The sequence below is a fragment of the Streptomyces lonarensis genome, assembly GCF_012033735.1.
Classification (GTDB): domain Bacteria; phylum Actinomycetota; class Actinomycetes; order Streptomycetales; family Streptomycetaceae; genus Streptomyces; species Streptomyces lonarensis.
In genome coordinates this window covers 35268-61109 of the sequence record NZ_JAAVJD010000007.1, presented here as the reverse complement: position 1 = coordinate 61109, position 25842 = coordinate 35268, and the positions used below count along the sequence as shown (strand labels likewise).

At 74.3% G+C, this 25842-nt stretch carries 23 protein-coding genes and 1 pseudogene; 17 read left to right on the top strand and 7 right to left on the bottom strand.

Going from position 1 to position 25842, the window contains the following annotated elements:
- The first annotated feature begins 43 nt into the window (after positions 1–43).
- From HCN56_RS02500 to HCN56_RS02485, 4 genes are all read left to right on the top strand, one after another.
- Complete coding sequence (locus HCN56_RS02500) at positions 44–2800, top strand: bifunctional acetate--CoA ligase family protein/GNAT family N-acetyltransferase (RefSeq protein ID WP_167967771.1); 2757 nt, start codon at positions 44–46, stop codon at positions 2798–2800.
- 104 nt (positions 2801–2904) lie between these two features.
- Positions 2905–3492: a DUF5998 family protein gene (locus HCN56_RS02495; protein WP_167967770.1), complete on the top strand. Its 588-nt coding sequence runs from the start codon at positions 2905–2907 to the stop codon at positions 3490–3492.
- Entirely contained in the window at positions 3489–4694 is a 1206-nt protein-coding gene (locus HCN56_RS02490) for an alkaline phosphatase family protein (protein ID WP_167967769.1), read from the top strand. The genes HCN56_RS02495 and HCN56_RS02490 overlap by 4 nt, the downstream gene beginning before the upstream one ends.
- Positions 4695–4706: 12 nt before the next feature.
- Positions 4707–5384: a thymidine kinase gene (locus tag HCN56_RS02485; protein ID WP_167967768.1), complete on the top strand. Its 678-nt coding sequence runs from the start codon at positions 4707–4709 to the stop codon at positions 5382–5384.
- A gap of 178 nt (positions 5385–5562) precedes the next feature.
- Here the strand turns inward: HCN56_RS02485 and HCN56_RS02480 are convergent, their stop codons facing one another.
- Positions 5563–6345 (bottom strand): VOC family protein, encoded by a 783-nt coding sequence (locus HCN56_RS02480; protein ID WP_167967767.1) that lies wholly within the window; start codon positions 6343–6345, stop codon positions 5563–5565.
- A gap of 155 nt (positions 6346–6500) precedes the next feature.
- Between HCN56_RS02480 and HCN56_RS02475 the strand changes: the two genes are divergently transcribed.
- Positions 6501–7328 carry a sulfurtransferase gene (locus HCN56_RS02475; RefSeq protein ID WP_167967766.1) on the top strand — a complete coding sequence of 276 codons (828 nt, stop codon included), beginning with the start codon at positions 6501–6503 and terminating at the stop codon, positions 7326–7328.
- Between the two features lie 207 nt (positions 7329–7535).
- Here the strand turns inward: HCN56_RS02475 and HCN56_RS02470 are convergent, their stop codons facing one another.
- Positions 7536–7898: a DoxX family protein gene (locus HCN56_RS02470; protein WP_312871007.1), complete on the bottom strand. Its 363-nt coding sequence runs from the start codon at positions 7896–7898 to the stop codon at positions 7536–7538.
- Between the two features lie 395 nt (positions 7899–8293).
- On the opposite strand from HCN56_RS02470, the gene HCN56_RS02465 reads away from it, so the two are divergent.
- Positions 8294–9127 (top strand): sigma-70 family RNA polymerase sigma factor, encoded by an 834-nt coding sequence (locus HCN56_RS02465; RefSeq protein WP_167967776.1) that lies wholly within the window; start codon positions 8294–8296, stop codon positions 9125–9127.
- Positions 9128–9159: 32 nt separating this feature from the next.
- Here HCN56_RS02465 and sepH read toward each other — a convergent pair whose 3' ends face one another.
- On the bottom strand, positions 9160–10149 hold the full coding sequence (gene sepH, locus HCN56_RS02460) for a septation protein SepH (protein ID WP_167967765.1): 990 nt from the start codon (positions 10147–10149) through the stop codon (positions 9160–9162).
- Between the two features lie 414 nt (positions 10150–10563).
- Here sepH and HCN56_RS02455 point away from each other — a divergent pair, with 414 nt between their 5' ends.
- Together HCN56_RS02455 and HCN56_RS02450 are read left to right on the top strand one after the other, a co-directional pair.
- The gene (locus tag HCN56_RS02455; protein WP_167967764.1) at positions 10564–11688 is read left to right on the top strand and encodes a ferrochelatase; all 1125 of its coding nucleotides are present in this window, start codon (positions 10564–10566) and stop codon (positions 11686–11688) included.
- 158 nt (positions 11689–11846) lie between these two features.
- Positions 11847–12677, top strand: coding sequence for an inositol monophosphatase family protein (locus HCN56_RS02450; RefSeq protein ID WP_167967763.1), 831 nt, complete (start codon positions 11847–11849; stop codon positions 12675–12677).
- A 92-nt stretch (positions 12678–12769) separates the two neighbouring features.
- Here HCN56_RS02450 and HCN56_RS02445 read toward each other — a convergent pair whose 3' ends face one another.
- On the bottom strand, positions 12770–12940 hold the full coding sequence (locus HCN56_RS02445; protein ID WP_167931739.1) for a hypothetical protein: 171 nt from the start codon (positions 12938–12940) through the stop codon (positions 12770–12772).
- A 420-nt stretch (positions 12941–13360) separates the two neighbouring features.
- On the opposite strand from HCN56_RS02445, the gene HCN56_RS02440 reads away from it, so the two are divergent.
- The 3 genes from HCN56_RS02440 (at position 13361) to HCN56_RS02430 (ending at position 15833) form a co-directional block, all read left to right on the top strand.
- Complete coding sequence (locus HCN56_RS02440) at positions 13361–14020, top strand: response regulator transcription factor (RefSeq protein WP_167931740.1); 660 nt, start codon at positions 13361–13363, stop codon at positions 14018–14020.
- Positions 14017–15264, top strand: a complete 1248-nt coding sequence (locus HCN56_RS02435) for a sensor histidine kinase (RefSeq protein ID WP_167967762.1) — start codon at positions 14017–14019, stop codon at positions 15262–15264. Before HCN56_RS02440 ends, HCN56_RS02435 begins: the two co-directional genes overlap by 4 nt.
- A 269-nt stretch (positions 15265–15533) precedes the next feature.
- Positions 15534–15833, top strand: coding sequence for a DUF4193 domain-containing protein (locus HCN56_RS02430; RefSeq protein ID WP_103503706.1), 300 nt, complete (start codon positions 15534–15536; stop codon positions 15831–15833).
- A 69-nt stretch (positions 15834–15902) separates the two neighbouring features.
- On the opposite strand, the gene HCN56_RS02425 is transcribed toward HCN56_RS02430, so the two are convergent.
- Positions 15903–16385: a DUF3093 domain-containing protein gene (locus HCN56_RS02425; protein WP_167967761.1), complete on the bottom strand. Its 483-nt coding sequence runs from the start codon at positions 16383–16385 to the stop codon at positions 15903–15905.
- 95 nt (positions 16386–16480) lie between these two features.
- On the opposite strand from HCN56_RS02425, the gene dut reads away from it, so the two are divergent.
- The 4 genes from dut to HCN56_RS02405 all read left to right on the top strand — a co-directional run bounded on the left by dut (position 16481) and on the right by HCN56_RS02405 (position 19186).
- Positions 16481–16966: a dUTP diphosphatase gene (dut, locus tag HCN56_RS02420; protein ID WP_167967760.1), complete on the top strand. Its 486-nt coding sequence runs from the start codon at positions 16481–16483 to the stop codon at positions 16964–16966.
- 1 nt (position 16967) lies between these two features.
- Complete coding sequence (locus HCN56_RS02415; protein WP_167967759.1) at positions 16968–17729, top strand: DUF3710 domain-containing protein; 762 nt, start codon at positions 16968–16970, stop codon at positions 17727–17729.
- 165 nt (positions 17730–17894) lie between these two features.
- Positions 17895–18308: an OB-fold nucleic acid binding domain-containing protein gene (locus HCN56_RS02410; RefSeq protein ID WP_245245829.1), complete on the top strand. Its 414-nt coding sequence runs from the start codon at positions 17895–17897 to the stop codon at positions 18306–18308.
- Positions 18305–19186, top strand: a complete 882-nt coding sequence (locus tag HCN56_RS02405; RefSeq protein WP_312871006.1) for a DUF3159 domain-containing protein — start codon at positions 18305–18307, stop codon at positions 19184–19186. Before HCN56_RS02410 ends, HCN56_RS02405 begins: the two co-directional genes overlap by 4 nt.
- Before the next feature lie 357 nt (positions 19187–19543).
- Here HCN56_RS02405 and HCN56_RS02400 read toward each other — a convergent pair.
- Both HCN56_RS02400 and HCN56_RS02395 read right to left on the bottom strand, forming a co-directional pair.
- A pseudogene (locus HCN56_RS02400) lies at positions 19544–20203 on the bottom strand (potassium channel family protein); the annotation flags it as partial.
- On the bottom strand, positions 20200–20868 hold the full coding sequence (locus tag HCN56_RS02395) for a potassium channel family protein (RefSeq protein ID WP_167967757.1): 669 nt from the start codon (positions 20866–20868) through the stop codon (positions 20200–20202). The gene HCN56_RS02395 and the pseudogene HCN56_RS02400, both read right to left, overlap by 4 nt.
- A gap of 549 nt (positions 20869–21417) precedes the next feature.
- Between HCN56_RS02395 and HCN56_RS02390 the strand changes: the two genes are divergently transcribed.
- A complete protein-coding gene (locus tag HCN56_RS02390; protein WP_167967756.1) occupies positions 21418–22782 on the top strand; it encodes a class I SAM-dependent RNA methyltransferase in 1365 nt (454 codons plus the stop codon).
- A 254-nt stretch (positions 22783–23036) separates the two neighbouring features.
- Positions 23037–25265, top strand: a complete 2229-nt coding sequence (locus tag HCN56_RS02385; RefSeq protein WP_167967755.1) for a hypothetical protein — start codon at positions 23037–23039, stop codon at positions 25263–25265.
- Positions 25266–25842: the final 577 nt, after the last annotated feature.

The following is a 25842-nucleotide window of genomic DNA, read 5'->3' as shown; positions in this document are numbered from 1 at the left end:
GCACGGCGGGCGCCCGGCCCGCCGGGCGCCGTAGGCTGGCCCCATGCGCCCGCTCACGGAGCCCGAGAGTCCCGCACCGTCCTACCCGGACCACTGGGAGGCGGACATCGTGTTGCGTGACGGCGGCACCGCGCGGCTGCGCCCCATCACCGCCGCCGACGCCGACCGGCTGGTGAGCTTCTTCGAACGGGTCTCCGAGGAGTCGAAGTACTACCGGTTCTTCGCGCCGTACCCGCGGCTGTCGGCGCGGGACGTGCACCGCTTCACCCACCACGACTACGTGGACCGCGTCGGACTCGCGGCGACCGTCGGCGGCGAGTTCATCGCGACCGTCCGCTACGACCGGATCGACGAGCGCGGCCGGGCGGCCTCCGGCGACGCCGACAGCGCGGAGGTCGCGTTCCTGGTGGAGGACGCGCACCAGGGGCGGGGGCTCGCCTCCTCGCTGCTGGAGCACATCGCCGCCTGCGCCCGCGAACGCGGCATCCGCCGCTTCGCGGCCGAGGTCCTCCCGGCCAACAACAAGATGATCAAGGTGTTCACCGACGCGGGGTACTCGCAGCGCCGCAGCTTCGCCGACGGCTCGGTGCATCTCACCCTCGACCTGGAACCGACCGCCGCCTCGTTGGAGGTCATGCAGGCGCGCGAGCAGCGGGCCGAGGCGCGCTCGGTCGGTCGCCTCCTCGCCCCGGCCAGCGTCGCCGTCGTCGGGGTCGGCCGCCGACCGGGCGGCGCCGGCCGTACCGTGGTGGAGCGGCTCCGCGAGGGCGGCTTCACCGGCACGGTCCACGCCGTCAACAACGCGCTGCCCGAGGACGCCACCGAGCTGGGCGGCGCCCCGGCCCACCGCCGCATCGCCGACATCCCCGAGCCGGTGGACCTCGCGGTGCTCGCCGTGCCTGCCGACCAACTCCCCGGCGTCGTCGGCGAATGCGGTGAGCACGGCGTGCGCGGGCTGGTCGTCCTGGCGACCGAGCACTCCGCCGAACGGCAGCGCTCCCTGGTGCAACTCGCGCGGGCCCACGGCATGCGCCTCATCGGGCCGGGCGCCTTCGGCATCATCAACACCGACCCCGCCGTCCGGTTGAACGCGAGCCCGGGCCCCTACCTGCCCCGCCGCGGCCCCATTGGCCTCTTCACCCAGTCCGCGGCGATCGGCATCGCGGTCCTGGAGGAACTCGACCAGTGCGGCGCCGGGTTGAGCGACTTCGTCTCGGCCGGCGACCGCGCCGACGTCTCCGGGAACGACCTGCTCCAGCACTGGTACGAGGACGAGCACACCTCCGTCGCCCTCATGTACCTCGAATCGCTGGGCAATCCCCGCAAGTTCACCCGCCTCGCCCGCCGCGCGGCACTCGCCGGCCGACCCGTGGTCGTCGTCCGCGGCGGTCGCCACAGCGGGGGCGCCCCGCCCCGCGGGCACACCGTCCCCGTCGGGCACACCCCGCACGCCACCGTCTCCGCGCTGCTGCGGCAGGCCGGTGTCGTGGAGGCGGAGACCGTCACCGACCTCGTCGACACCGGCCTGCTCCTCGCGCGCCAACCGCTGCCGCCCGGCGACCGCGTCGCCGTGGTCGGCAACGCCGAGTCGCTGGGGCTCGTGGCGCACGACGCGTGCCGCGCCCACCACCTGGAGCCGCTGCCGCCCCGGGGCCTGGGCCCCGCCGCCCGCCCCGAGGACTTCCGCGCCGCCGTCGCCGAGGCGCTGGCCGACGCCGGCTGCGACGCCGTCCTCGTCACCGCCATCCCCACCGTGACCGAGGACTCCACCGCGGGCCCGGGACGCGCCGAGCACGTGGCCGCCCTCAGCGAGGCGCTGCGCGCCGCGGTGGCGGACGCCGGCGTCGGGAAGCCCGTGCTCGTCGCCCACCTGGCGCTGGACGGCCTCGCCACCGAACTCGCCACCCACGGCATCCCCGCCTATCCGTCCGCCGAGCGCGCCGTCCGCGCGCTGGGCCAGGCCGCGCGGCACGCCGGCTGGGTCCGGACGGCCGGGGACTCCGGCCGCGTACCGGAGTTCGACGACCTGGACGCCCCGGTGGCCACCGCCGTCCTCAACGCTGCGCTGGTGGGACGCCCGGCCCCCCGCGGCCCCGCCGACGCCGCCGCCGGTGCCGTCGAACTACCCGCCGCCGACACGCAGGCGCTGCTCGGTGCCTACGGGATCACCGTCGTGCCCACCCTGCCCGCTCCCGACGAGGACGCCGCCCGTCTCGCGGCCCGCCGACTGGGGTACCCCGTCGCGCTCAAGACCACGGCGCCGCACCTGCGGCACCGCCCCGACCTCGGCGGGGTCCGACTGGGCCTCTCCTCCGAGGAGGAGCTGGTCCGCGCGTACACGGAACTCGCCGGCCAACTCGGCGACCCCGCCGACCTCCTGCCGGTGGTCCAGCCCATGGCCGCGCGCGGTGTCGACACGGTGGTGCGCGCGAGCACCGACCCGCTGACCGGGGCCGTGCTCTCCTTCGGCCTGGCGGGACCCGCCTCCGAACTGCTCGGTGACATGGCCCACCGGCTGCTCCCCGTCACGGACCGCGGTGCGAGCGAGTTGATCCGCTCCATCGGGGCGGCGCCCATGCTCTTCGGCTGGCGGGGCGCACAACCGGTCGACACCGCGGCGCTGGAGGAGCTGCTGACCCGGTTGGGGCGGCTGCTCGACGACCATCCGCAGATCGCGGCCGTCGACCTGGAACCGGTCGTCGTCGCCTCGCGGGGCGTGCACGTCCTGGGTGCCGCGGTGCGGGCCGCGCCGCCCCCGCCGCGCTCCGGCTACGGGCCGCGCCGACTGCCCACCTACTGAGCGCCGGTACCGGGCACCGGGCCGGGCCGCCCCGCCCGAGGAGCCGCGCACCGGCCCCGCCGTCCGGGGCGTAGCCGGCCCGGTGGCCCCTTAGGATGGTGCGCATGGCGAAGACCGGTACCACCACTCAGGGGCTGCGGGCGGCGATCGAGCGCAGTGGTTACTACCCGGCGTTGGTCGCCGACGCCGTCGAGGCCGCCATCGGCCGTGAGGCGGTGGTCTCCTACCTCGTCCACCAGGAGACGACCTTCGACAGCGACGAGGTGCGGCGCCACATCACGGTGCTGGTCCTCACCGGCACCCGCTTCATCGTCAGCCACACCGACGAGCAGCCGGCCGACTCCACCGCCCCCGCCTCGTACGCCTCGACCTCCACGGAGTCGGTGCGCCTCTCGCGCATCTCGTCCGTCGTCGTCAGCAGGGTCGTCGCCGACCCCGAGTCCTACCGGCCCGGCACCCCGCCGCACGAGGTCGTCCTGACCGTCGGGTGGGGCGCGCTGTCCCGCATCGACATGGAGCCCGCGAGCTGCGGCGACCCCAACTGCGAGGCCGACCACGGCTACACCGGCTCCACCACCGCCGACGACCTCTCGCTGCGCATCAGTGAGGCCGGGGACGGCCCCGAGACCGTGCAGCAGACCCTGCGGTTCGCCCAGTCGCTCTCCGAGGCCACGGCGGTGTCCGCGAGGTGAGTCACCACCCCTCGGCGGCGGCGCTCGGGTCCTTCGATCCGGTACCGCTGGACCCCAGGGATGCCCCCGTACCGGCGTACGGCACCGGGTCGCTCTCCGACCTGCTGCCGGCGATCATCGCCGGGTTCGGTATGCCCGGTGGCACCGGACTGGAGCTGCCCCCCGCGGACCGGGTCTGCGTCTTCCTCGTCGACGGCCTCGGCTGGCACGCGCTGCGTGACCATCCGCATCTGGCGCCGTTCCTGACCTCCCTGCTGCCGAGTTCGTGCGGCGGTACCGGCAGGCCGCTGACCACCGGGTTCCCCTCCACCACCGCCGCCTCGCTGGCGTCGGTGGGGACCGGTCTGCCGCCGGGCTCGCACGGGCTGGCCGGCTACAAGGTCCTCGCCCCCGACAGCGGGCTGCTGATGAACCAGCTTCGCTGGGATCCGTGGGTGGAGCCGCGGAGCTGGCAGCCGCACCCCACCGTCTTCGCTCGCGCGCACGCCGCCGGGGTGCACACCGCGCACGTCTCCGGGCCGCGCTTCGAGCGGACCCCGCTCACCCAGGTCGCCCTGACGGGCGGGGTGTGGACCGGCCGTGAGGACCCCGAGGCCCGCGTGGACGCGGCGGCGCAGCGGTTGGCCGAGGCCGGCCGGGCGCTGGTGTACACCTACTACGCCGACCTCGACGGCAACGGCCACCGCCACGGCGTGGACTCCCAGCAGTGGCGCGAGCAGCTCCGCCGGGTCGACGGCCTCGCCCTGCGGCTCGCCGAGCAGCTCCCCCCGCGGTCCGCGCTGTACGTCACCGGCGACCACGGAATGGTCGACGTGCCGTTCACCGAGGAGGCCCGCTTCGACTTCGACGAGGACTGGGAGCTCGGCGCCGGCGTGGCCCTCCTCGGCGGCGAGGGACGGGCCCGCCACGTGTACGCGGTGCCCGGGGCCGCCGCCGACGTCCACGCCGTCTGGCGCGAGGTGCTCGCCGACACGGCCTACGTCGCGACCCGGGAGGAGGCGGTCGCCCTCGGGTGGTTCGGTCCGCCCGGCGCGGTCGAGGACCGGGTGCTGCCCCGCATCGGTGACGTCGTCGTCGCCATGACCGGGGACGCGGCCGTCGTTGCCACCCGGTCCGAGCCCAACGAGTCGGCCCTGGTCGGCATGCACGGGTCGGTGACACCGGCCGAACAGCTCGTCCCGCTCCTGGAGGTACGCACGTGACGGAGCCGATCCATGGCTGAACTCGCCTTCTTCTCCGGCACGATGGACTGTGGGAAGAGCACCCTCGCGCTCCAGATCCAGCACAACCGGTCGGCGCGCGGCCTGGCGGGGTTGATCTTCACCAGGAACGACCGGGCGGGCGAGGGCCGGATCTCCTCCCGGCTCGGCCTCGTCAGCGAGGCGGTCGAGGCGGGGGAGGGGTTCGACTTCCACCGCCATCTGGTGCGGCACCTGACCGCCGGTGGCCGCGTCGACTACGTCATCACCGACGAGTCGCAGTTCCTCTCCTCGGAGCAGGTCGACCAACTGGCCCGCATCGTCGACGACCTGTCCGTCGATGTCTACGCGTTCGGCATCACCACCGACTTCCGCACCCGGCTGTTCCCCGGGTCGCAGCGACTCATCGAGCTCGCCGACCGGGTCGAGACACTGCAGGTCGAGGCGTTGTGCTGGTGCGGCGCCCGGGCCACGCACAACGCGCGGACGGTCGAGGGCCGCATGGTGGTGGAGGGCGCCCAGGTGGTCGTCGGGGACATCGGCCAGGGGCCGGACGGGGCCGGGGAGACGGGGTACGAGGTGCTCTGCCGCCGACACCACCGCCGGCGGTTGACCGCTGCCTCCGCGGGCTCGGGCGGCATCGCGCACGACACGCTGCCGCTCGACGCCGCTGTGCCCGCCCCCCGGGGTTGATCCCGCCCCGGGCCGGACCCACGGCGGACCGACCGCTCCGGCGGCGCCGCACGTGTCGGCCTGCACGCCCCGGGCGCGGCCGTCCTGTCTGCGCCCGCGCCGCGCGGCGTGGTGGGACGTGCGTCGTCCCGGGCCACCGCGTCGGGCGGCCCGGGACGTGTCGCCCGCGGGAAGGCTGTCAGCCGGCGGTGGGCTGCTGGAGCAGCGCGAACGGCGCGCCCTCCGGGTCGGTCGCCCGGACGAACCTGCCGATGGGCGTCTCGTCCGGCTCGGCCGTCTCGCCGCCGAGCTCCCGCACGCGGGCCGCCGAGGCGTCGGCGTCGGGCACCGAGAAGTACACCAGCCAGAACGAGCCGCGGTCGTGCGGCAACCGGCCGTCCACGCCGCGGATACCGCAGACCGGCCGGTCGCCCAGATAGAGGGTCAGCCGGTCCGCGCCGGGCACCGTCCGCGCCGTGCGGGCCTCGTAGCCGAAGACCATCTGGTAGAACTTGCTCGCCCAGGTGGCGTCGGAGGTGATCAGCTCCGTCCAGACCGGCGCCCCGGGCGACTGCCCGAAGGTGACGCCGCGACCGGTCTCCGCGAGCTGCCAGATGCCGAAGCCGGCGCCGGCGATGTCCGCGGCGATCGCGGTCCGGCCGTCCTCCGCCGCGTCGAGCGGACCCACCGCGACGGTCCCGCCGCACTCGCGGACGGTGTTGGCCGTGAGGTCGGCATCGAGTGCCGCGACATGGGGCAGCCAGGCCGCCGGGCCGTCGAGGCGTCGGGCCGTGGCGTTGAGCCCGGCCACCGGAACACCGTCGCGCAGCGCTCGGACGTACGGGCCGAGAGTTCCCGGTCCCGGTTCGTACTCCCAACCGAAGATCTCACCGTAGAACCGCTGCGCGGCCGGAAGATCGTGGGCCATGAGACTCGCCCAGCAGGGCATGCCGGGCCCCGGCCGGGTCGTTGCGTCGGTCATCGTCGCCTCTCCTCGCCAAGCCTGAGGGGCCCCGGCCGCCGTCGTCCACGGAGCCCAAGGCACTCGGTGTCAGTCCTGCCCCCGGTGACCCCTGGTAAACGAGTGTGCGGGAAGCGCTGTCGCCGGGCGTGCGCCGGACGGCCGACAATGGGCCCATGACAGCCATCATCTCCGCAGCCGACCTCATCAGCGAGATGGACACGCGGCAGCCGCTCACGCTGCTCGACGTCCGCTGGCAGCTGGGCGGCCCGCCCGGTCGCCCCGTCTACGAACAGGGCCACATCCCGGGAGCCGTCTACGTCGACCTGGACACGGAGCTGGCAGGCCCCGCGGGCCCGGCGGGCCGTCACCCCCTGCCGGACCCGGCGGAGTTCGGCGCGGCGATGCGTCGCGCCGGTGTCGACCAGGGGACGCCGGTCGTCACCCTCGACGGCGGTCCCGGCTGGGGCGCCGCCCGCGCGTGGTGGCTGCTGCGATGGGCCGGACACGAGAACGTGCGGGTCCTCGACGGGGGCATGGCCGCCTGGGGCGGTGAACTCACCACCGAGGAGCCGCACCCCGAGCCCGGCGACTTCCGCCCCCGGCCCGGATCGCTGCCCACGCTCGACGCCGACGCCGCCGCCGGACTCGCCCGCTCCGGTGTGCTGCTCGACGCCCGCGCGGGGGAGCGCTACCGCGGCGAGGTCGAGCCCATCGACCCCGTCGGGGGCCACATCCCCGGCGCGCTGTCCGCCCCCACCGCCGACAACACCGGCGAGGACGGGCTCCTCCGCCCGGCCGCGGAACTCCGCGCACGCTTCACCGACCTCGGGGTGACCGCGGACTCCCCGGCGGGCGTCTACTGCGGTTCGGGGGTCTCCGGCGCCCACCAGGCACTGGCCCTGGCCGTCGCGGGGTTCGACACCGCCCTGTACCCGGGTTCGTGGAGCGAGTGGACGGCCGACGCCGGCCGCCCCGTCGCCACCGGCCCCCACCCCGGCTGAGGCACACGCAGACCGCCTCCGATGCGGTGGGCCCGGCCGGGCCCGGCGCCCGCCGCACGGAGGTCCCGTCTCCCTTCGGCGTGCCAACTCGCGCGGCACGGCCCCTGCTGAGGCGCCGGCGCGCGACGCCCGGCCTCCTCTCCTCATCTCCTCACTCCTGTCGGGCCGGTGTGCCTCGGCCCTGGCCGGCCACGAGGGGCGCGGCGGTCAGGATCGCGCGGTGAGGCGCGCCATGTGGACGACTGCCGCGGTTGCCAGGAGCAGGTACGTCCCCGGGAAGGCGAGGGTGTGCAGGACGCGGGCCCGGACGTGGACGGCCACGGCGCCGATGTAGAACAGGAGCAGCCCGGTGCCGGCAGCGGCGCCCACCCAGGCCCACCCGGCCAGGCCGACGACAAGACCGACAGCGCCGGCCAGTTTCAGCGTCCCGAGATACGGGAGAGCGCGTGCGGGGACGCGAACCCGGGCCGAGTTCCTCAGTACGAACTCCGCCCGTGCGTAGTCGGCGACCGCGACAGCGGCATTGGCCAGGACGCAGAGGATCGTGGCGACGAGCAGGGTGGTGATCACGCGGCGTCCCCTCCTGTTCCTGCGCACGGTCGCAGTGCCGCGGCGGCGATGTCGTGGGTCGACCAGGTGCGGAGGCCGGCGGTGGCAGGTGTGGACGGCGGCGGGTGCTCGGCTCCGCCGGGAGCGGAGCGCCCGAGCAGCGGCGTGGCCGCCGACTCATCGTGCCGAGGCGGCACGTACCGCCTCGCCCCTCGGTCGGCGCCACGTACACCACCGAACGGGGACCCGATGGGCTCGGGAACGGGCCGGTGGTTTCCCCGTGCGGGGGAGAAACTGACTGTCTGTACGATCACCAGTAGGTACTTCCGTTTCCAGGGTGTTCGGGACGGGGGATGTCGGCCCCATCCGTCCCGACGTCAGCCCTCTCGGAAAGGTGACACCCGGTGGTGCCGATCATGGAATTCGAAGCGATGAGACCGCAGCTGACAGCGCTGGCGTTCCGGCTGCTCGGCTCGATCCACGACGCGGAAGACGCTGTGCAGAGCACCTGGATCAAGGCGTCGGCCGCGGAGACGGAAGGGCTCCGTAACCCGGCCGCGTGGTTGACGACCGTGCTCACCCGCGTCTGTCTCGACCAGCTGCGGGCGCGCCGCCGTCGCCGCGAGGAGCCCCTCCCCGCGGACGCGCTGCCCGCCGAGTCCGTGGCAGCGGACGAGCGCTACCTCCAGCGGGAGGACGTGTCCCGCGCGTTGATGGTCGTGCTCAACCTCCTGACGCCCGCCCAGCGGGTCGCCTACGTGCTGCACGACCTCTTCGGCGTCCCGTTCCGGGAGGTGGCACGGGTGCTGGGCACCAGCGCGGACAGTGCCAAGAAACACGCCAGCCGCGCACGGGGGAGTATCGACCGGGCCACACCCGAGCCGACGGAGGCCGCCGCCGACCAGGCCGTCGTCACAGCGTTCCTCGCCGCGGCCGCGGGTGGCGACGTCGACCGGATGATCGCCCTGATGACCGATGACTGCACGCGAACCGTGGATTCGACCCTGGTCCCGCCCGGGACGCCGGAGGTGGTGACCGGCGCGCACGCTGTCGCCGGGGAGACATCCACGTTCGCCCACCGCATTCGCGCCGCCACGCCGATGGTCCTGGACAACCGGCCGGTCGACGTCATAGCCCCCGGCGGGCACCTGCTCGCCGTCATCACCGCGACCATCACGGGGCGGCGCATCGCCCGGCTAGACATCCGCCGTGCCGCCGACCGCTGCGCCATGCCGGTCCGCGCATCCTGACCCGAGAGCACCGGGGGCGCCCGCCCCCGGTGCTACTCGGGTTTCGAGCGCCTGGTGCCGAACACGATCTCGTCCCAACTGGGCACGGCCGCCCGTCGACCCGGGCGGACGCCGTCCGCCTCGGCCTGCCGGTCCGTCGTCCCCGTCAGCCGGTCCCGGTGGCCTGCCACCGCCCTCGGCATCAGGACATCGGCATAGGCGGAGCCGGCCCCCGCAGCGGGGCGCTCCTCCGCCGGCAGCAGCTCGGCCTCCTCGGGCTGGGCCACCTCCGCCGCGGGGGCGACGAGATCGCCCCGGAAGGAGGGCACCGCCTCCAGCAGGCTGGTCAGCGAATCCGGCTCCGCCGGCGCGCTGAGACCGTCTCCGGGCGCACGGGAGGTCCGCTGCCGTCCGCCGTCGCCGTCCCGGGGGAGGCGGGCGATCCGCGGCACGAACGGGGTGCTGGGCTCGGGCGGTTCGTCCGTGTCACCCAGCAGCGAGCGGGCACCGTCGTCGGCCGCCTGCACCAGCCGCCGCGGCGGGTCGAACGTCCAGGTCGCCGACTGGGGCTCGCCCTGGGCCATGAAGACCAGCAGCACCTCCCAGGTGCCGTCGTCCCGGCGCCAACTGTCCCAGCGCACGGACTCCTTGGCCGCGCCCCGGGTCATCAGCCGGTCCGCGACCGCCTCGCCCAGCATCGGCCCGGTGGACTCACCCGGCCGCCGGACCGCGGTCTTGCGGGCGCGTTCCGCCATGAACGCGCGCTCGGCCAGGACCGGCCCCTCGAACCGCCGGACGCGGTCGACCGGGATACCGGCGAGGTCCGCGACCTCTTCCGCGGTGGCCCCGGCTCGTATGCGCGCCTGGATGTCCCGCGGGCGCAGGTTGTTCTCGACCTCGATCTGACCCAGGCGGGCGCGGTCGTTGCGGACCGCGGCGCGTAGTCTCTCGTCGATCGGGAGTGTGTACTCCGTGTTGTCGGCAGCCTTCAGCACCAGTCGTGTGCCGTCGTTGCTGACGGCCACGACACGCAGTTCGGGCACGTGAACCTCCCGGGTGGTGCCGGCCGACGACTCCCCGTCGCTGCCCCAGTTGGGCGAATGTCTCCTGCCCGGGTGCAGCCTGCCACAACCACTCCGACCCAGCCGGTGTGTCGGGCCGCGCCCACAACCACCGCTGTGACACGGTGGCAACCCGGCCACATGCGGTGACCGGCGCGAACGAGGGCCCGAAACGGTCGTCGGCGGGCCGCAGCCAGGAGTTGACAGACTACTCCATTAGGGCCATCAGGGCGCGGAAGCGAGCCACCGAACTTCACCGCCCCGACGCGAGTTGACACCCCGCCCGATTCCTCGGCGTGTCGCGCCGCGCCCCGGCCCGCCGACCCCGCGGAGCAGCCGCGCCGCGGGGCGCCGGTCGCCGCCGGGCGACGCCGGCCGGGTGGGAGGATGGCCGGTATGTCGCAGCACCCGACCGACCCCGCCCCCTACGACGCGCTCCTGCTGCTCTCCTTCGGAGGGCCGGAGGGCCCCGACGACGTCGTCCCCTTCCTGGAGAACGTGACCCGGGGACGCGGCATCCCGCGCGAGCGGCTCGAAGAGGTGGGGGAGCACTACTACCTCTTCGACGGCGTCAGCCCCATCAACGAGCAGAACCGCCGCCTGCTCGACGCCATCCGTACCGACCTCGCCGACCACGGCGTCGACCTCCCGGTGTACTGGGGCAACCGCAACTGGCCGCCCTACGTCACCGACACCCTCCGGGAGATGACCGAGGCCGGCCACCGCCGCGTCCTCACCCTCGTCACCTCCGCGTACTCCTCCTACTCCGGCTGCCGCCAGTACCGCGAGGACCTCGCCGCCGCCCGCGACACCCTCCTCGCGGAGGGCCTCCGGCCGCCGCGGACCGACAAGCTGCGCGTCTACTACGACCACCCGGGCTTCCTGGACACCATGACCGACGGCGTCCTCGCCGCGCTCGCCGAACTCCCCGAGCAGGTGCGGGCCGAAGCCCACCTGGCGTTCTGCACCCACTCCATCCCGGTCAACGCCGCCGACACCTCCGGGCCGCCCACCGGACACGGCGCAGGCGGCGCCTATGTCGCCCAGCACCTGGAGGCGGCCCGCCACATCGCCGACGCGGTCGCCGCGGCCACCGGGACGCACCACCCCTGGGAGCTCGTCTACCAGTCCCGCAGCGGCCCGCCCCACATCCCGTGGCTGGAGCCCGACATCTGCGACCACCTGCGGACGCTCCGCGACAAGGACACCCCCGCCGTCGTCATGGTCCCCGTCGGGTTCGTCTCCGACCACATGGAGGTCCGCTACGACCTCGACACCGAGGCGACGGCGGTCGCCGCCGAGATCGGGCTGCCCGCCGTGCGGTCCGCCACCGTCGGCACCGACCCGCGCTTCGTCGCGGCCGTCCGCGACCTCGTGCTGGAGCGCGCCGCCACCGCCCGCGACGAGCACCCGGTACGGTGCGCGCTCGGCGAGTCGGGCCCCTGGCACGACGTCTGCCCCGTGGGCTGCTGCCCCGGCAGGACCCCGCGCCCCGCGGCCGCCGGCGCCGACGGCCCCTGAAACGACCCGGCCGCCCCACCTGACCGGGCGGGGCGGCCCCGTCGGCACGCCCGACACGGGAACCGGTCCGCCCGCGCCGTCCCCACCGGCCGCCGGCAGCGACACCGCGCCCCGGCAGCGGGCCGGCCGCCACCGCACGCCACCACCGAAGGAGCCCCGTGACCCCAGCCGACCAGCACCTCGACGCCCACGCCCACCTGCTCGCGCTCGCCCGCGAGGCGGCGTCGCGCGCCGGAGCGCTGCTGCGCGACGGCCGCCCCGCCGACCTCGGCGTCGCCGCCACCAAGTCCAGCCCCATCGACGTCGTCACCGAGATGGACCTCGCCGCCGAGAAGCTCATCTGCGAGTACCTCGCGGAGCACCGCCCCGACGACGCGATCCTCGGCGAGGAGGGCGGCACCACCGAGGGCACCAGCGGCGTCCGCTGGGTCATCGACCCGCTCGACGGGACGGTCAACTACCTGTACGGGCTGCCGAACTGGGCCGTCTCCATCGCCGCGGAGCGCGACGGCGAGACCGTCGCGGCCGTGGTGGAGGCGCCGCTGCGGCGGGAGACCTACCACGCCACGCTCGGCGGCGGCGCCTGGCGGACCCGGGACGATGGCCCGGCCGAGCGGATGGCCACCCGACCCTCACCGCCGCTGGAGCACGCCCTCGTCGGCACCGGCTTCAACTACGTCACCACCGTCAAGACCCACCAGGCGGCCGTCGCCCAGCGGCTGATCCCCGCCGTCCGGGACATCCGGCGCTCCGGTTCGGCGGCGATCGACCTCTGCGACGTGGGCGGCGGGCGGCTCGACGCCTTCTACGAGCGCGGACTCGCCCCCTGGGACCTCGCCGCGGGCGACCTCATCGCCCGCGAGGGTGGCGCGCTCACCGGCGGTCGCCCGGGCGCCCGGCCGGACGGCGACCTCACCGTCGCGGCCTCACCCGGGGTCTTCCCGCTCCTCCAGCCGCTGCTGGAGGAACTCGGCGCCTGGCACGACTGAGCGGCGCACCCGAACGCCGATGTGCCCCGGACCGGGAAGGTCCGGGGCACATCGGGCGTGGATCGGGGAGCGCGGGTCGGAGCGCGGGTGGGTCAGGCGGGGGTCCCGACCTCGACACCGTGATCGGCCGCGATCCGGCGCAGGTCGTCGAGCTCCGCCTGTTCGACGTCCACGGTGTACACGTCGCCCGTCTCCCGTGCTTCGTGCAGGCTCGATTCGGCGTGCCGTATGCGCTGGAGGATGCCGGTGGTGAACGCGTCCATGGGGGTGCCCCCTACTCTCGGGTCGGCGGCACTGAGTGCCGGTGGATGTGCGGCCACGGATGCGTCCGGCGGGTCGGCAGCGACACGGCTTGCCGCCCGGAACGGCCGATCGTGGGGTGTCCAGGGGTCTTCCCCCCGCCGTGAAAGCGGGAAACCTCGCGGCGCCACGGAAATCCCCCTGTCTCCCACGGTCACCGGATCGCCACCCCGTGGCCACCGCTTCGCCACGTACGACCGGGCCCGCACACCGCGCCGACCGGCCCCCGCCGCCTCCGGAGCGGCCGGGCGCGGCACTGCGCGCCATCCCCGGGCCGGAGCGCCCCGGGCCCGCGCGCCGTCGCTAACCGCCGGTTTACCCGGTGGCGCGAGAGGATGACGCCGGGAGCCGCGCCGCGGCCGCCCGAACCGAGGAGGAGCACAGTGCGCGTACTCGTCGTCGAGGACGAGGAACTGCTGGCGGACGCCGTCGCCACCGGCCTGCGCCGCGAGGCGATGGCGGTCGACGTCGTCTACGACGGCGCGGCCGCCCGCGAGCGCGTCGACGTCAACGAGTACGACGTGGTGGTCCTCGACCGGGACCTCCCCCTCCTCCACGGGGACGACGTCTGCCGCCACATCGTCGAGCTGGGACTGCCCACCCGCGTCCTGATGCTCACCGCCTCCGGCGACGTCAGCGACCGGGTGGAGGGGCTGGAGATCGGCGCCGACGACTACCTCCCCAAGCCCTTCGCCTTCGCGGAGCTGGTCGCCCGCGTACGCGCCCTCGGCCGCCGCGCCACCACCGCGCTGCCCCCGGTGCTGGAGCGCGCCGGTATCCGGCTCGACCCCAACCGCCGCGAGGTCTTCCGCGAGGAGCGCCGGGTGCAGCTCGCCCCGAAGGAGTTCGCCGTCCTGGAGGTCCTGATGCGCGCCGAGGGATCGGTCGTCTCCGCCGAGCAGCTGCTGGAGAAGGCCTGGGACGAGAACACCGACCCCTTCACCAACGTGGTCCGCGTCACCGTCATGACACTGCGCCGCAAGCTCGGCGAGCCGCCCGTCATCACCACCGTGCCCGGCTCCGGCTACCGGATCGGGCAGTGAGCGCCGCCCCGCCGCCCCCGCGCCCGGCGGCGCCCCCCAAGCCCCACTGGGACCCGCAGCCGACCGGGCGGACCCCCTGGCTGCGCCCGACGATCCGGATTCGCCTCACGCTGCTCTACGGCGGCATGTTCCTGATGGCGGGCATCGTTCTGCTCGCGATCATCTACCTGCTCGCCGCCAACGCCCTCCACGACGGCAGCGCCGTCCCGTTCCGGTTCACCAGCCAGGCCGAGGTGGAGATCACCTCCGACGCCTGCCGCAGCATCAGCGGCCAGGTCGACGCCGAGACCTTCCGGGCCTGGTACGCGCAGTGCGCCGACGTGCAGCGCGCCGCCGCCCTCGACGTGCTCCTCAGCCGGTCGCTGCTGGCGCTCCTCGGTCTCGCGGTCGCCGCGTTCGCGCTGGGGTACGTGATGGCGGGGCGTGTCCTCTCCCCGCTGGGCCGGATCACCCGCACCGCCCGCCGTGTCGCCGGCTCCGACCTGCACCGCCGCATCGAGCTGGACGGCCCGGACGACGAGCTGAAGGAGCTGGCCGACACCTTCGACGAGATGCTGGACCGCATCGACCGGGCCTTCACCGCCCAGCAGCGGTTCGTCGCCAACGCCTCCCACGAGCTGCGCACCCCGCTGGCGATCAACCGGACGCTGCTGGAGGTGCAGCTCTCCGACCCGCAGGCGTCGCCCGAGCTCACGCAGCTGGGGCGTACCCTGCTGGCGACCAACGAGCGCAGCGAGCAGCTGGTCGAGGGCCTGCTGCTGCTCGCCCGGAGCGAGAACGAGATCGTGGACCGCAAACCGGTCGACCTCGCCGAGGTGGCCGACCGCGCGGTCGAGCAGTCCCGCGCCGAGGCCGCGGCGGCGGGCGTCGCTCTCAGGGGCGTGCGCCGGGCGGCCTACGTCCGGGGCAACGGGGTGCTGCTGGAACGCATCGCCCTCAACCTGGTGCAGAACGCCGTCCGCTACAACGTCTCCGCCGACGGCTGGGTGGAGGTGCGGACCGAGGTCCGCGGCGGCGTGGCCGAGCTGGTGGTCACCAACACCGGGCCGGTGGTGCCCGCCTACGAGGTGGACACGATGTTCGAGCCGTTCCGGCGGTTGCGGACCGAACGCACGGGCAGCGACAAGGGCGTCGGCCTGGGGCTCTCGATCGTCCGGTCGGTCGCCCGCGCCCACGGCGGCTCCGTCACGGCGGAGCCACGAGAGAACGGGGGGCTCACGATGCGGGTCTTTCTGCCGGTCTGAGATGATGTAGCGGCAGGAACCGGCAGATGTGACCAATCCCATACCTCCGCCTTCGGCGGGCGGTACGGAGCGGCCCCGACCGGCCGTTCTGCCTGTGCGGCGCCCGGCCGGCGGCCCGGATCATCACCTCTTCAGGCGTCCGGCTACGTGTCGGTTGAGTAACAGGGCTTGAAGTGAGGCAAAATCTCCGCCTCAGGTCGGGCACAAGACCGGCCTCTCGCGCGTTGACCGCGCTGGAGACACCAGACACCCAGAGGGGGAGAACAGACATGGCTACGGATTACGACACTCCACGCAAGACCGAGGACGATGTCAACGAGGACAGCATCGAGGAGCTGAAGGCCCGGCGGAACGACAAGTCGGCCTCCAACGTCGACGTCGACGAGTTCGAGCAGGCCGAGGGCCTGGAGCTGCCCGGCGCTGACCTGTCCAACGAGGAACTGTCGGTGCGGGTGCTCCCGCGGCAGGCCGACGAGTTCACCTGCATGAGCTGCTTCCTCGTTCACCACCGGTCCCAGCTGGCCGCCGAGAAGAACGGGCACCCGATCTGCCGCGACTGCGCGGCGTGAGGCCGGGCGGCGGAACCACACGACAGAGGAACGACGGGCGGGACCCAGGGGGTCTCGCCCGGACGCTCGTCAGCGCTCCGCCTCCCGGACCTCCGGCCGTACCGCCCCGTCGGCGGGTGCGGCCGACAGTGCGCGCGCCAGCCGCAGCGGGTGGCGCGTGGAGAGGTACAGATACGGTGTGGGGTCCTGCGGGTCGGTGACCTCCACCCGTACCGCGGTGGGGATGTAGCCCCGCAGCAGCAGGTGCGCCCGGGCGTCCGCCCGGTGCGTGCGCCAAGCCCGCGCCTCGTCGGCGTCCAGCGCCCGTGCCTCGCCGAGGGCGCTCAACGGCAGACGCGCGGAACCCGCCACGAGCGCGTCCCCGACGAGCCTGATCCGGGCGGAGCCGTAGGAGCTGAGCGCGGCGGCAGCGGCCGCGGCGGCGGCAGCGGTGCCCGCGAGCAGCGGGATCACCCCCAGTGGCAGCAGCGTCACCCCCACCAGCGCCGAGCTGAGCAGACCGAGCAGCCACCAGCTGCGGGGGACGTGGAGTCGTTCGTCGTACTGCTGCATGGGACCAAGCATGGCAGGCGGGACACGCCGGGCACCGCGCGGCGGTATGGTCTGCACCGTGAGTGCTGACCGGAAGCCATCGAGGTGACCTGAGAGTGGACCACGCGCCCGTGGATGTCCTCATCCGCCGGACCGATCCCGACGTCCCCCTGCCCGCGCGGGCGCATCCCGGCGACGCCGGCTGCGACCTGGTGACCACCGAGGCCGCGGAGCTGGAACCGGGCGAGCGGGCGGTCCTGCCAACGGGGGTGTCCATCGCGCTGCCCGACGGTTACGCGGCGTTCGTCCACCCCCGGTCGGGGCTCGCCGCCCGCTGCGGGGTCGCGCTCGTGAACGCTCCGGGGACCGTCGACGCCGGGTACCGTGGAGAGATCAAGGTCATCGTCGTCAACCTCGACCCCCGGAAGAACGTGCGCTTCGAGCGGTTCGACCGGATCGCCCAGCTGGTCGTCCAGCGGGTCGAGGCCGTGCGGTTCCACGAGGTGGCGCAGCTGCCCGGTTCCGCGCGTGACGCCGGGGGCTTCGGCTCCACCGGTGGCCACGCCGGTGAGCACAACTCCTACGCCCTGAAAGGACAGTGACGTGTTCGGACGTCGCCAGAAGCGGAACGCGGAGCCCGAAGAGGGCATCGACCCCACCGCGCAGGAGGCCCCGGACGAGGCCGAACTGCGTCGCGTCAAGCTTGAGCCCGCCCCGCGGCCCGACGGCCCCTGGGACGTCAGCGAGCTGAGCGAACCCGGCAAGGGCCGCGTCGACCTCGGCGGGCTCTACGTGCCCGGCGTGCAGGGGATGGAACTGCGGGTCGAGGTCGCCGGGGACTCGATCGTCGCCGCCACCCTCGTCCTGAAGGACAGCGCGATCCAGCTCCAGGCGTTCGCCGCCCCCAAGCGCGAGGGCATCTGGGGCGAGGTGCGCGAGGAGATCGGTTCGGGCATCACCCAGCAGGGTGGTGTCATCGACGAGACCGAGGGCCCGCTGGGCTGGGAGCTGCGGGCGCAGGTGCCGGTGCAGCTGCCCGACGGCAAGCGCGGCATGCAGGTCGTGCGGTTCATCGGGGTCGACGGTCCGCGCTGGTTCCTGCGGGGCGTCATCTCCGGTCAGGGTGCGGTGCAGCCGCAGGCCGCCGGGCTGCTGGAGCAGATCTTCAAGGACACCGTCGTGGTCCGGGGCGACAGCCCGATGGCGCCGCGCGACCCGATCGTCCTGAAGCTCCCCGAGGACGCCAAGATGGTCCCCGACGGCGTGCGGCAGCAGCAGGCGGACTCCGAGGCCGCCGCACCGTCGCGGTTCGCCGGCGGTATGGACAAGCTGCGCCGCGGTCCGGAGATCAGCGAGGTCCGCTGACACTTCACGGCGAGACGGGGGCGCGGGCCCGACCGGGACCACGGCACGTGGTTCACCCCGGCACCGGTGTGCCGTCGGTCGGTCCCGGCGCCCCCGCGCCGTTGTGTCGGCCGCGCCGCCACGCTCCGGGGGCCGTGCGGACCCCCGGACGGTTACGCTGAACGTATGACGCGCGACGGCCGGCACGCAGCCCGGCCCGGTTGGATGTGGTGGCTGCCGGCCCGGCCGGAGCCCGCGCCCGACGGCCTGCCGCCGCAGGGCGACGGGCTCTCGGAGAGCGATCGGCGCCGCATCTCCGAGTGCCGGGCCACGGCGGCCGGCCGCCCGGTCGTCACCGTGAGCGGTACGCTGCGTGCGGTCAGCACGCAACCCGTCGGTGGGGTGCCCGCACTGCGGGCCGAACTCGACGACGGGTCCGCCTCGCTGGACGTGGTGTGGCTCGGCCGGGACCGGCTCTCCGGGGTGGTGCCCGGTCGCTGCCTGACCGCGTCCGGCCGGATGGCGAACCTCGACGGGCACCCGGTGCTCTTCAACCCCAGATACGAGCTACGACCTCCCGGAACGGAGGAGTGCGGGTGACCTCACTCGACAAGCAGGCCAACGAGACCCTTGCCCAGGGCCTCCCGGACACCACGCGCGAGGACGCGCCCCCCGTCGCCGACGAGCAGGCGACCAAGGCGGCGTTCTTCGACGCCTTCGGCGGCGTACGCGGGATGGTGGAGACCACCGTCCCCGGCCTGGTGTTCGTGCTCTGCTACACCATCACCCGCGACATCCAGCTCTCCGCGATCCTGGCGCTCGCCGTCACCGGCGTCATGTTCCTGGCCCGCCTGGTGCAGCGCGGCCCCACCAAGCACGCCTTCACCGGCGTCTTCGGCGTGGTGTTCGGCGCGGTCTTCGCGATGATGACCGGCGACGCGAAGAACTTCTACCTGCCCGGGATGGTCTACACGCTCGGCCTCGGCATCGCGTACGTGGTGACCGCCGCCGCCGGCGTGCCGCTGCTCGGGCTCGTCCTCGGCCCCGTCTTCAAGGAGAACCTCTCCTGGCGGACGCGGAACCCGGGCCGCAAGCTGGCCTACGTCAAGGCCAGCTACGTCTGGGGCGGCATCCTGCTGGCCAAGTCGGCCATCACCTTCCCCATCTACTTCTGGGGCGACGCCACCCAGCTCGGCTGGCTCCGGGTGGCGCTCGGCATCCCGCCGTTCCTCGTCGCCGTGTACTTCACCTGGGTCATCCTGGTGAAGGCGCCGCCGCCGATCGACGTCATCGCCGAGATGGAGGCGGAGGAGGCCGCGGAGGCGGCGTCCGCCAAGGAGCAGGCCGCGCAGCGTGCCGCGGTCGCGGCCCAGTCCGCCGAGACCGGGCCGGTGGAGGGCCCGGCCGCTGACGGCCCCGACCCGGCGGGGCCCGGGTACCGCCCCGGCCCGCCGCCCGGGCACGGGCCGCAGGGGTAGCCGGACGCCCCGCTCCGCGCCCCGGCGCGCCGTTCCGCGAGGCCGGGCCGCGAGGCGGGGCCGGACACCGCGGTCGCGAGCGACGGGCGGCACCGAGATCGGCACGACGGCAGTACGACAGCAGTGGTACGACAGCAGGACGGACGGTCGGGGCACGACAGGCCCCGGCCGTCCGTCCTGCTATCCGCGGTCCGTCTCGGGCGCCGCGCCCGGCTCGTCGTCGGCGGGCCCCGCGGCACCGGGCGTGGGGGTGTCGGCCGTCGGGTCGGCCGCCCGCAGGCGGGCGGCGGCCCGCTCGGCGTCGCCCTCGCCGTCCGCCGGCTCGGCCGCCGCAGCGTGGCGTGCGCCCGCCGTGTGCCGCGGTGGTGCGAACAGTCCCGCGATGAGCTGCTCCCCGTTGGTCGTCGCGACCAGCAGCAACTCGTCGCCCGCGGCGAGCCGCTCGTCCCGCTCCGGCACCAGCACCCGGGAACCACGCACGATGGCGACCAGCGCCACGTCGCGCGGCCACGCCACCTCCCCGACCCCCGAGCCCACCAGGGCGGCGTCCGCGGGCAGCGTCACCTCGACCAGGCCGGCGTCGCCCTGGCTGAACCGCAGCAATCGGACGGGGTCGCCGACGCTGACGGCCTCCTCGACCAGCGCCGACATCAGCCGGGGCGTGGAGACAGCGACATCGACGCCCCAGCCCTCGTTGAACAGCCACTCGTTGCGCGGGTCGTTGACGCGGGCCACCACCCGGGCTACTCCGAACTCGGTACGGGAGAGCAGCGAGACGACCAGGTTGACCTTGTCGTCGCCGGTCGCCGCGATCACCGCGTCGTACCGCTCCAGTCCCGCGTCGTCCAGGGTGGCGATCTCGCAGGCGTCGGCGAGCAGCCACTCCGCGCGCGGCTCCCGCTCCACCCGCACCGCGTCGGGGGAGTGGTCCACCAGCAGCACCCGGTGGCCGTTGTCGGACAGCTCGGAGGCGATCGAGACGCCGACCGCGCCCGCCCCGGCGATCATCACCCTCATCGTGCGTCCTCCTTCGGGCCGCGCAGCGCGGCGGCCTCCACCTCGGCCACCCGGTCGGAGCGCATCAGGACGTGCACGAGGTCCCCGTCCTGGAGCACGGTCCGCGAGTGCGGCAGCATCGGCTCACCCAGACGGGTGAGAAACGCGACCCGTACACCTGTCCGCTCCTGGAACTCGCTGACCCGCCGGCCGAACCACGAGTCCGCGACGGGAAGCTCCGCCAGCTCCAGCGAGCCGCCCGGGTGGCGCCACAGCGGCTCCGCTCCGGAGGGCACCAGCCGCCGCAGCATCTGGTCGGTCGTCCAGCGGACGGTGGCCACGGTCGGGATGCCCAGCCGCTCGTAGATCTCCGCCCGCCGTATGTCGTACACCCGGGCGGCGACGTTCTCCACGCCGAAGATCTCCCGCGCCACCCGCGCGGCGATGATGTTCGAGTTGTCGCCGCTGCTGACCGCGGCGAACGCCCCGGCCTCGGCCACCCCCGCCGCGAGCAGCGTCGCGCGGTCGAACCCGGGGCCGGTCACGGTGCGACCGGTGAAGCCGGAGCCCAGCCGCCGGAAGGCGGCGGGGTCGCGGTCGACGACCGCGACCGAGTGACCGAGGTCCTCCAGGGCGGACGCCAGCGAGGCGCCCACCCGACCGCACCCCATGATGACGATGTGCACGTGACCCCCGAGCCCGATGGTCCGATCCCAGCAAGCACACGGTAAGCCTCGGTGAGCGTCGTCGCCGCCCCGCCACGTTGTGCGGGCGCCGTGCACCGGCACCCGCGCCGGGGTCGCACGCCCGGCAATCGGCCCGCGCCTCCCCGCCGGTACGGGCGTCCGCGACGGGCCCCGACGTCCCGGAGGCCCGCGGGACGTCACGGGTGAGGTTGCCGGGGCGGCCGCCGGTACGCGCCTCCGCGCCGGTACGGGCGTCCGCGACGGGCCCTGACGTCCCCGAGGCGCCCGTGGGACGGCCACCGAACGCTGCCGGAGCGCCCCCGACCTGGGCCGTCCGGGCGGCGTGGGGCGGCGCCGGTCGGGGCACCCGGCCGAGGCCCTAGACTGGGGCGTCCCCCGCGTCAGGGCTGCGCCGAGAGCCACCCGCGACGACGACGGGCGAAACCCACACACCGCACCCCGCCCCCGGCCGACGCCGTGCCGTGCGCGCCCGCAGCGCACGCCCCGCCCGGCGCGCCGGCCGGGGCAGACGCAACGGAGCCCCTCCCGATGACTTCCGACCGTGACAACGGCACCGACACCGTGACGCCCGCCGAGCAGGCCGCGTCCCTGGTCGGCACCGAGTACGAGGTGGAGGTCGGGCCGGTCGCGCACGGCGGTCACTGCGTGGCCCGCACCCCCGACGGCCAGGTGCTGTTCGTGCGCCACACCCTCCCCGGTGAGCGCGTCCGGGTACGGGTCACCGACGGCCGGGAGGACTCCCGCTTCCTGCGGGCGGACGCCGTCGAGGTCATCGAGGCGGACAAGGACCGCATCGAGGCGCCCTGCCCGTTCTCCGGGCCGGGGCGGTGCGGCGGCTGCGACTGGCAGCACGTGAAGCCGGGACGGCAGCGGAAGCTCAAGGGCGACGTCCTCACCGAGCAGCTCGGCCATCTCGCGCGGATGACTCCCGAGGAGGCCGGCTGGGACGGCACCGTCGAACCGGCACCCGGTGACAAGCTGCCCGCCGGCGAGGTCCCCGCCTGGCGCACCCGCGTCCAGTACGCGGTCGACGCCGACGGACGCGCCGGGCTGCGGCGCCACCGCTCCCACGAGGTCGAGCCGATCGACCGCTGCCTGATCGCCGCCGAGGGCGTCAGCGAGCTGGGCATCGAGTCCCGGGAGTGGCCGCAGATCGCCGCTGTCGACGCCATCGCGGCGACCGGCTCGCAGGACCGCCAGGTTGTCCTCACCCCCCGCCCCGGCGGGCGGCTGCCCATCGTCGAGCTGGACCGCCCCGTCTCGGTGATGCGCGTCAACGAGAAGGACAAGAAGGTGCTGCCGGTCCACGGCCGCAGCTTCGTCCGGGAGCGTGCCGACGACCGGACCTGGCGCGTCGGCGCCGGCGGCTTCTGGCAGGTTCACCCGCAGGCCGCCGAACTGCTCATCGACGCGGTGATGCGGGGGCTGACCCCCCGCAAGGGCGAGAGCGCCCTCGACCTCTACTGCGGCGTCGGCCTCTTCGCCGGGGCGCTCGCCGACCGGGTCGGCGAGGAGGGCGCCGTGCTGGGCATCGAGTCCGGCAAGCGCGCCGTCGAGGACGCCCGCCACAACCTGACCGACTACCCGCGGGTCCGCATCGAGCACGGCACGGTCGACAAGGTGCTGCCGCGCACCGGAATCAGCGAGGCGGACCTCGTCGTCCTCGACCCGCCGCGCGCCGGCGCCGGGAAGCGCACCGTCGAGCGCGTCGCGGCGCTCGGCCCGCGCCGCATCGCGTACGTCGCCTGCGACCCCGCCGCGCTCTCCCGGGACCTGGCCCACTTCCGCACCGCCGGCTACCGCCCCCGCTTCCTCCGCGCCTTCGACCTCTTCCCGATGACCCACCACCTGGAGTGCGTGGCGATCCTGGAGCCAATGTCCAAGCCCTCCTGACCTGCGGTGTTTCCCGTGGCTGTGACGCTCGGCGCGGGCGCCCGGTCGGTGTCCCGCCGCGGGAACGAGGCTCGTGGCCGGTGGGCAGCCGGCCGGCCGAGGGGCTTCCGGGGCGCACACCCCTTACTCCCGTGTCGAGCACCGGCGTTCGGAAGGCGCCGGTGTCCTAGTGTGGGCGCAGGCCGCCCCTGCCGTGTCGGTGCGCAGCAGCGGGGCCGGGCAACCGGTCATGACGAGGAAGCGATGGTGCAGGTGTGAAACTGCTCTTCGATGCCGACGCGGACGCCGCCGGTGAGGGGGTCGGGGGTGGCCAGGGTGAGGGGTTCGAGGCGACCCGCGACATCCTGGTCCGTCTCACCTCCGAGTACGACGAGCAGCAGCGCGGCGCCGAGGCGGGCGGCCTGGACGAGTTCTCCGTCGTGCAGGCGCTGGAGTATCGGCATCGGGCCACGACGGACGGGCGGCTGGCGCTGTGGCGCGAGGAGCATGTGCGGGCGCTGCTCCTGGAGTGGCTACCGCGGAACGTGACGGTCCTGCCGCAGGAGTCGGACGAGCACGACGCGCCCGGCGCTGTTGCCACGCTGGTGGAGTTCCTTGCCGTTTCGGGTCTGCTCGACAGCCGCTCGGACGATCCCGGCCGGCTGCGGGACGTGGCGGAGTCGCTGCGGCAGGCGCACACGGAGGCCCGTGAGGATCCCCGCTTGATGGGGCCGGCCACGTTCTGGATGCTGACCGCGGCACGCAGTGGTGTCGACGTGCGCGACGAGCGGGCCTTGGAACGATTCCTCGCCGATGTCCGCGCGGGACGCGTGAAGTACGACGAGGCGGTCTTGGCCGAGGTGATGACCAACCAGTTCCTCGGCGGGCTCGTGGGCGCGGGGCCCGGTGGCCACAGCCTGCTGGCGGAACGGATGCCGCCGCTGCCGGTCGTTGATCTCGGGGGCGACGAGGCCCTGCGCGAGGCGGCCGCCGGTGTGGATGTCCTCGGGCAACTGGCCGAGGTGGCCCGGTGGCTCGGGAAGGAGGGCCGGCCGCTCACCAGGACCGGCAGGTTGAAGACCGCCGACGCCCTGGAACTCGCCCGCCATCTGGGTACCGACCGCGGCTTGGGCGAGGCCGCGCGCCCGCTGAACCATCTCGCCGGCGACGACTTCCGTCACATCCGCCGCGCCGACCAGCTCCCCTACCTGCGGCTGCTGGTGGACTGGGCACACAAAGCCCGCTTGGTGCGGGTCTACGGCGGCTGCCTTGTCGCGGTCGCGGGCGCCCGCACTGTCCGCGAGGACCCGCTCGCACTCGCCGCCCGCGCGCTCACAGCGCTTCCCGCCCTGCGCGACCCGTTGCTCGCCGGGCCGGAGTCGGACACCCGCTCCCCGCTCTACCCGTGCTTCGACCTGCTGCTCACCGACGTGTTGGCAGCGCTGTACGCGATGCCGGTCGGTACACCCTGGCCGATGCTGTGGCACACGGTGTGTCAGGGAGAGCTGTACGACGGCCGGCAGCTGGACGGGGGAGCGGACATCGACTCTCCGGCAGAACTTCGGGTGGTCCTCGACCTGCTCGTACGCACCGGGATGATCGTCTTCGAACGCGGCCCGGCCGACGCCTCGGTCCTCGACGGCCTGCGAACCCTGGCAGCGGAGAACGGGAGCAGCGGGCCGGCCACGCTGCTCGGCCCTGGCGGCCCCGACGGTGCCGCGCGCCTCCACGAACTCCTGCGCTCGTGCGAGGGCGACGACGTCGAGCTCCTCCGGCTCACCCCGCTCGGCACCTACGCCGTCCGCGCGTCGCTGACGACGCTGGGCCGCTCCGCCCCGGCCCTCGGAGAGCTGCGCACGGCCGACGCCACCACCCTCCTCGCCACCCTCCACGACGAGTACGACGACCAGCACACCAGCACCGAGCTGGCCGGCTGGGTGGAGGCAGCAGGCGGCTGGGACGCGGCGCGTCCGGCCCTTGCGGACGCGCTGCAGCGGGTGCACCTGCACGCGCGCCGCAACAGCCTGCTACGGATGCTGGTGGCGGAGCTTCCCGACGGACACGGCCCTGGCCTGATCCGATGGCTGCGCACCGACCCCGATCTCGCTCCCAGCGCACTCCTCGTCGGGCAGGAGGAGGCGGCCGAGGCGGCGCTCGTCCGAGGGGAGGCGCCCGGCCAGGACACGGACGACACCCTGGACGACCGCGAGTATGCCCTTGCCGTCGCCGAGAGCCTGCTGCTCATGTGGGAACTCGACGGGGAGAACGGGCTGCTGGAGGGAGCCGGCCGCGCCGGAGCCGGCGCCGAGACCCTCACCGCGATGCTCCGCGTGGCCCGGACTTCCGGCCACCCGGACACCTCCGGCCTCAAACGTCTGGCCGGTATCGACGTGGCGGCCTTGCGTCGCCGCTCCGCCCAGCTGGGCCGACTGCGCGCGGCTGCCGCACGCAAGCGGAAGCCCGACAGCGCGAAGAAGAAGGGCAGGGGCAAGAAGCGTCGCTGACACGCGGGATGCGGAGGCTGGGGCACCACACGGCGTTCCCGGGGCTCCCGGGCGATCCTCCGTTCTGATGTCCGGGTGGAGCGCCCCCGAGGCGTCGTCCTTCCCGACCTCCCTCCGGAACCGGCTCCGGAGGTCGGAGCGTGAGCGGCCCGGAGCGGCGGTTCCGCTCACGGCAACGGCCCTCCCGACGGTGTCCCGCTTCGTCGCGAGCTTCGGGCGGCGACGGCACGTTTGCCGAGGCCGACGCTCTGTTCCTGCCCCGAGCGTCGGTGTCTCCCTCTACGGTGGGGTGGAGGCTGGTGGAGAGACGAGGGGCGAGGGACGTGCGCAGGGTTCCGCCGGAGATGTTCCGGTTCACCACGGTGGAGAGGTCCGACCTCTACAGCGCCGCAGGAGGGGGTTCCGTCCTGCAGCGGTGCCCATCCGATGCGTAACGTCCTGCTCTGCATTAACCCCAACAGGCAGCGGTCGGTGTGCCCGCGCTTTCGTGTGCTACGACGCGCTTACCTGAAGTCTGTATCGAGACCCGCTCCGACCCACCGCGCTCGCGTAACTGCTCGGTCAGGGCGTTTGTCGG

What these genes read in the sequence shown, in the direction of transcription:
- HCN56_RS02480 (WP_167967767.1), bottom strand. Translation starts at nt 6,345, where the DNA reads ATGACCGACGCAACGACCCGGCCGGGGCCCGGCATGCCCTGCTGGGCG.
- HCN56_RS02455 (WP_167967764.1), top strand. Translation starts at nt 10,564, where the DNA reads ATGTCGCAGCACCCGACCGACCCCGCCCCCTACGACGCGCTCCTGCTG.
- HCN56_RS02475 (WP_167967766.1), top strand. Translation starts at nt 6,501, where the DNA reads ATGACAGCCATCATCTCCGCAGCCGACCTCATCAGCGAGATGGACACG.
- HCN56_RS02425 (WP_167967761.1), bottom strand. Translation starts at nt 16,385, where the DNA reads ATGCAGCAGTACGACGAACGACTCCACGTCCCCCGCAGCTGGTGGCTG.
- HCN56_RS02500 (WP_167967771.1), top strand. Translation starts at nt 44, where the DNA reads ATGCGCCCGCTCACGGAGCCCGAGAGTCCCGCACCGTCCTACCCGGAC.
- HCN56_RS02465 (WP_167967776.1), top strand. Translation starts at nt 8,294, where the DNA reads ATGGAATTCGAAGCGATGAGACCGCAGCTGACAGCGCTGGCGTTCCGG.
- HCN56_RS02430 (WP_103503706.1), top strand. Translation starts at nt 15,534, where the DNA reads ATGGCTACGGATTACGACACTCCACGCAAGACCGAGGACGATGTCAAC.
- HCN56_RS02390 (WP_167967756.1), top strand. Translation starts at nt 21,418, where the DNA reads ATGACTTCCGACCGTGACAACGGCACCGACACCGTGACGCCCGCCGAG.
- HCN56_RS02445 (WP_167931739.1), bottom strand. Translation starts at nt 12,940, where the DNA reads ATGGACGCGTTCACCACCGGCATCCTCCAGCGCATACGGCACGCCGAA.
- HCN56_RS02495 (WP_167967770.1), top strand. Translation starts at nt 2,905, where the DNA reads ATGGCGAAGACCGGTACCACCACTCAGGGGCTGCGGGCGGCGATCGAG.
- HCN56_RS02410 (WP_245245829.1), top strand. Translation starts at nt 17,895, where the DNA reads ATGACGCGCGACGGCCGGCACGCAGCCCGGCCCGGTTGGATGTGGTGG.
- HCN56_RS02485 (WP_167967768.1), top strand. Translation starts at nt 4,707, where the DNA reads ATGGCTGAACTCGCCTTCTTCTCCGGCACGATGGACTGTGGGAAGAGC.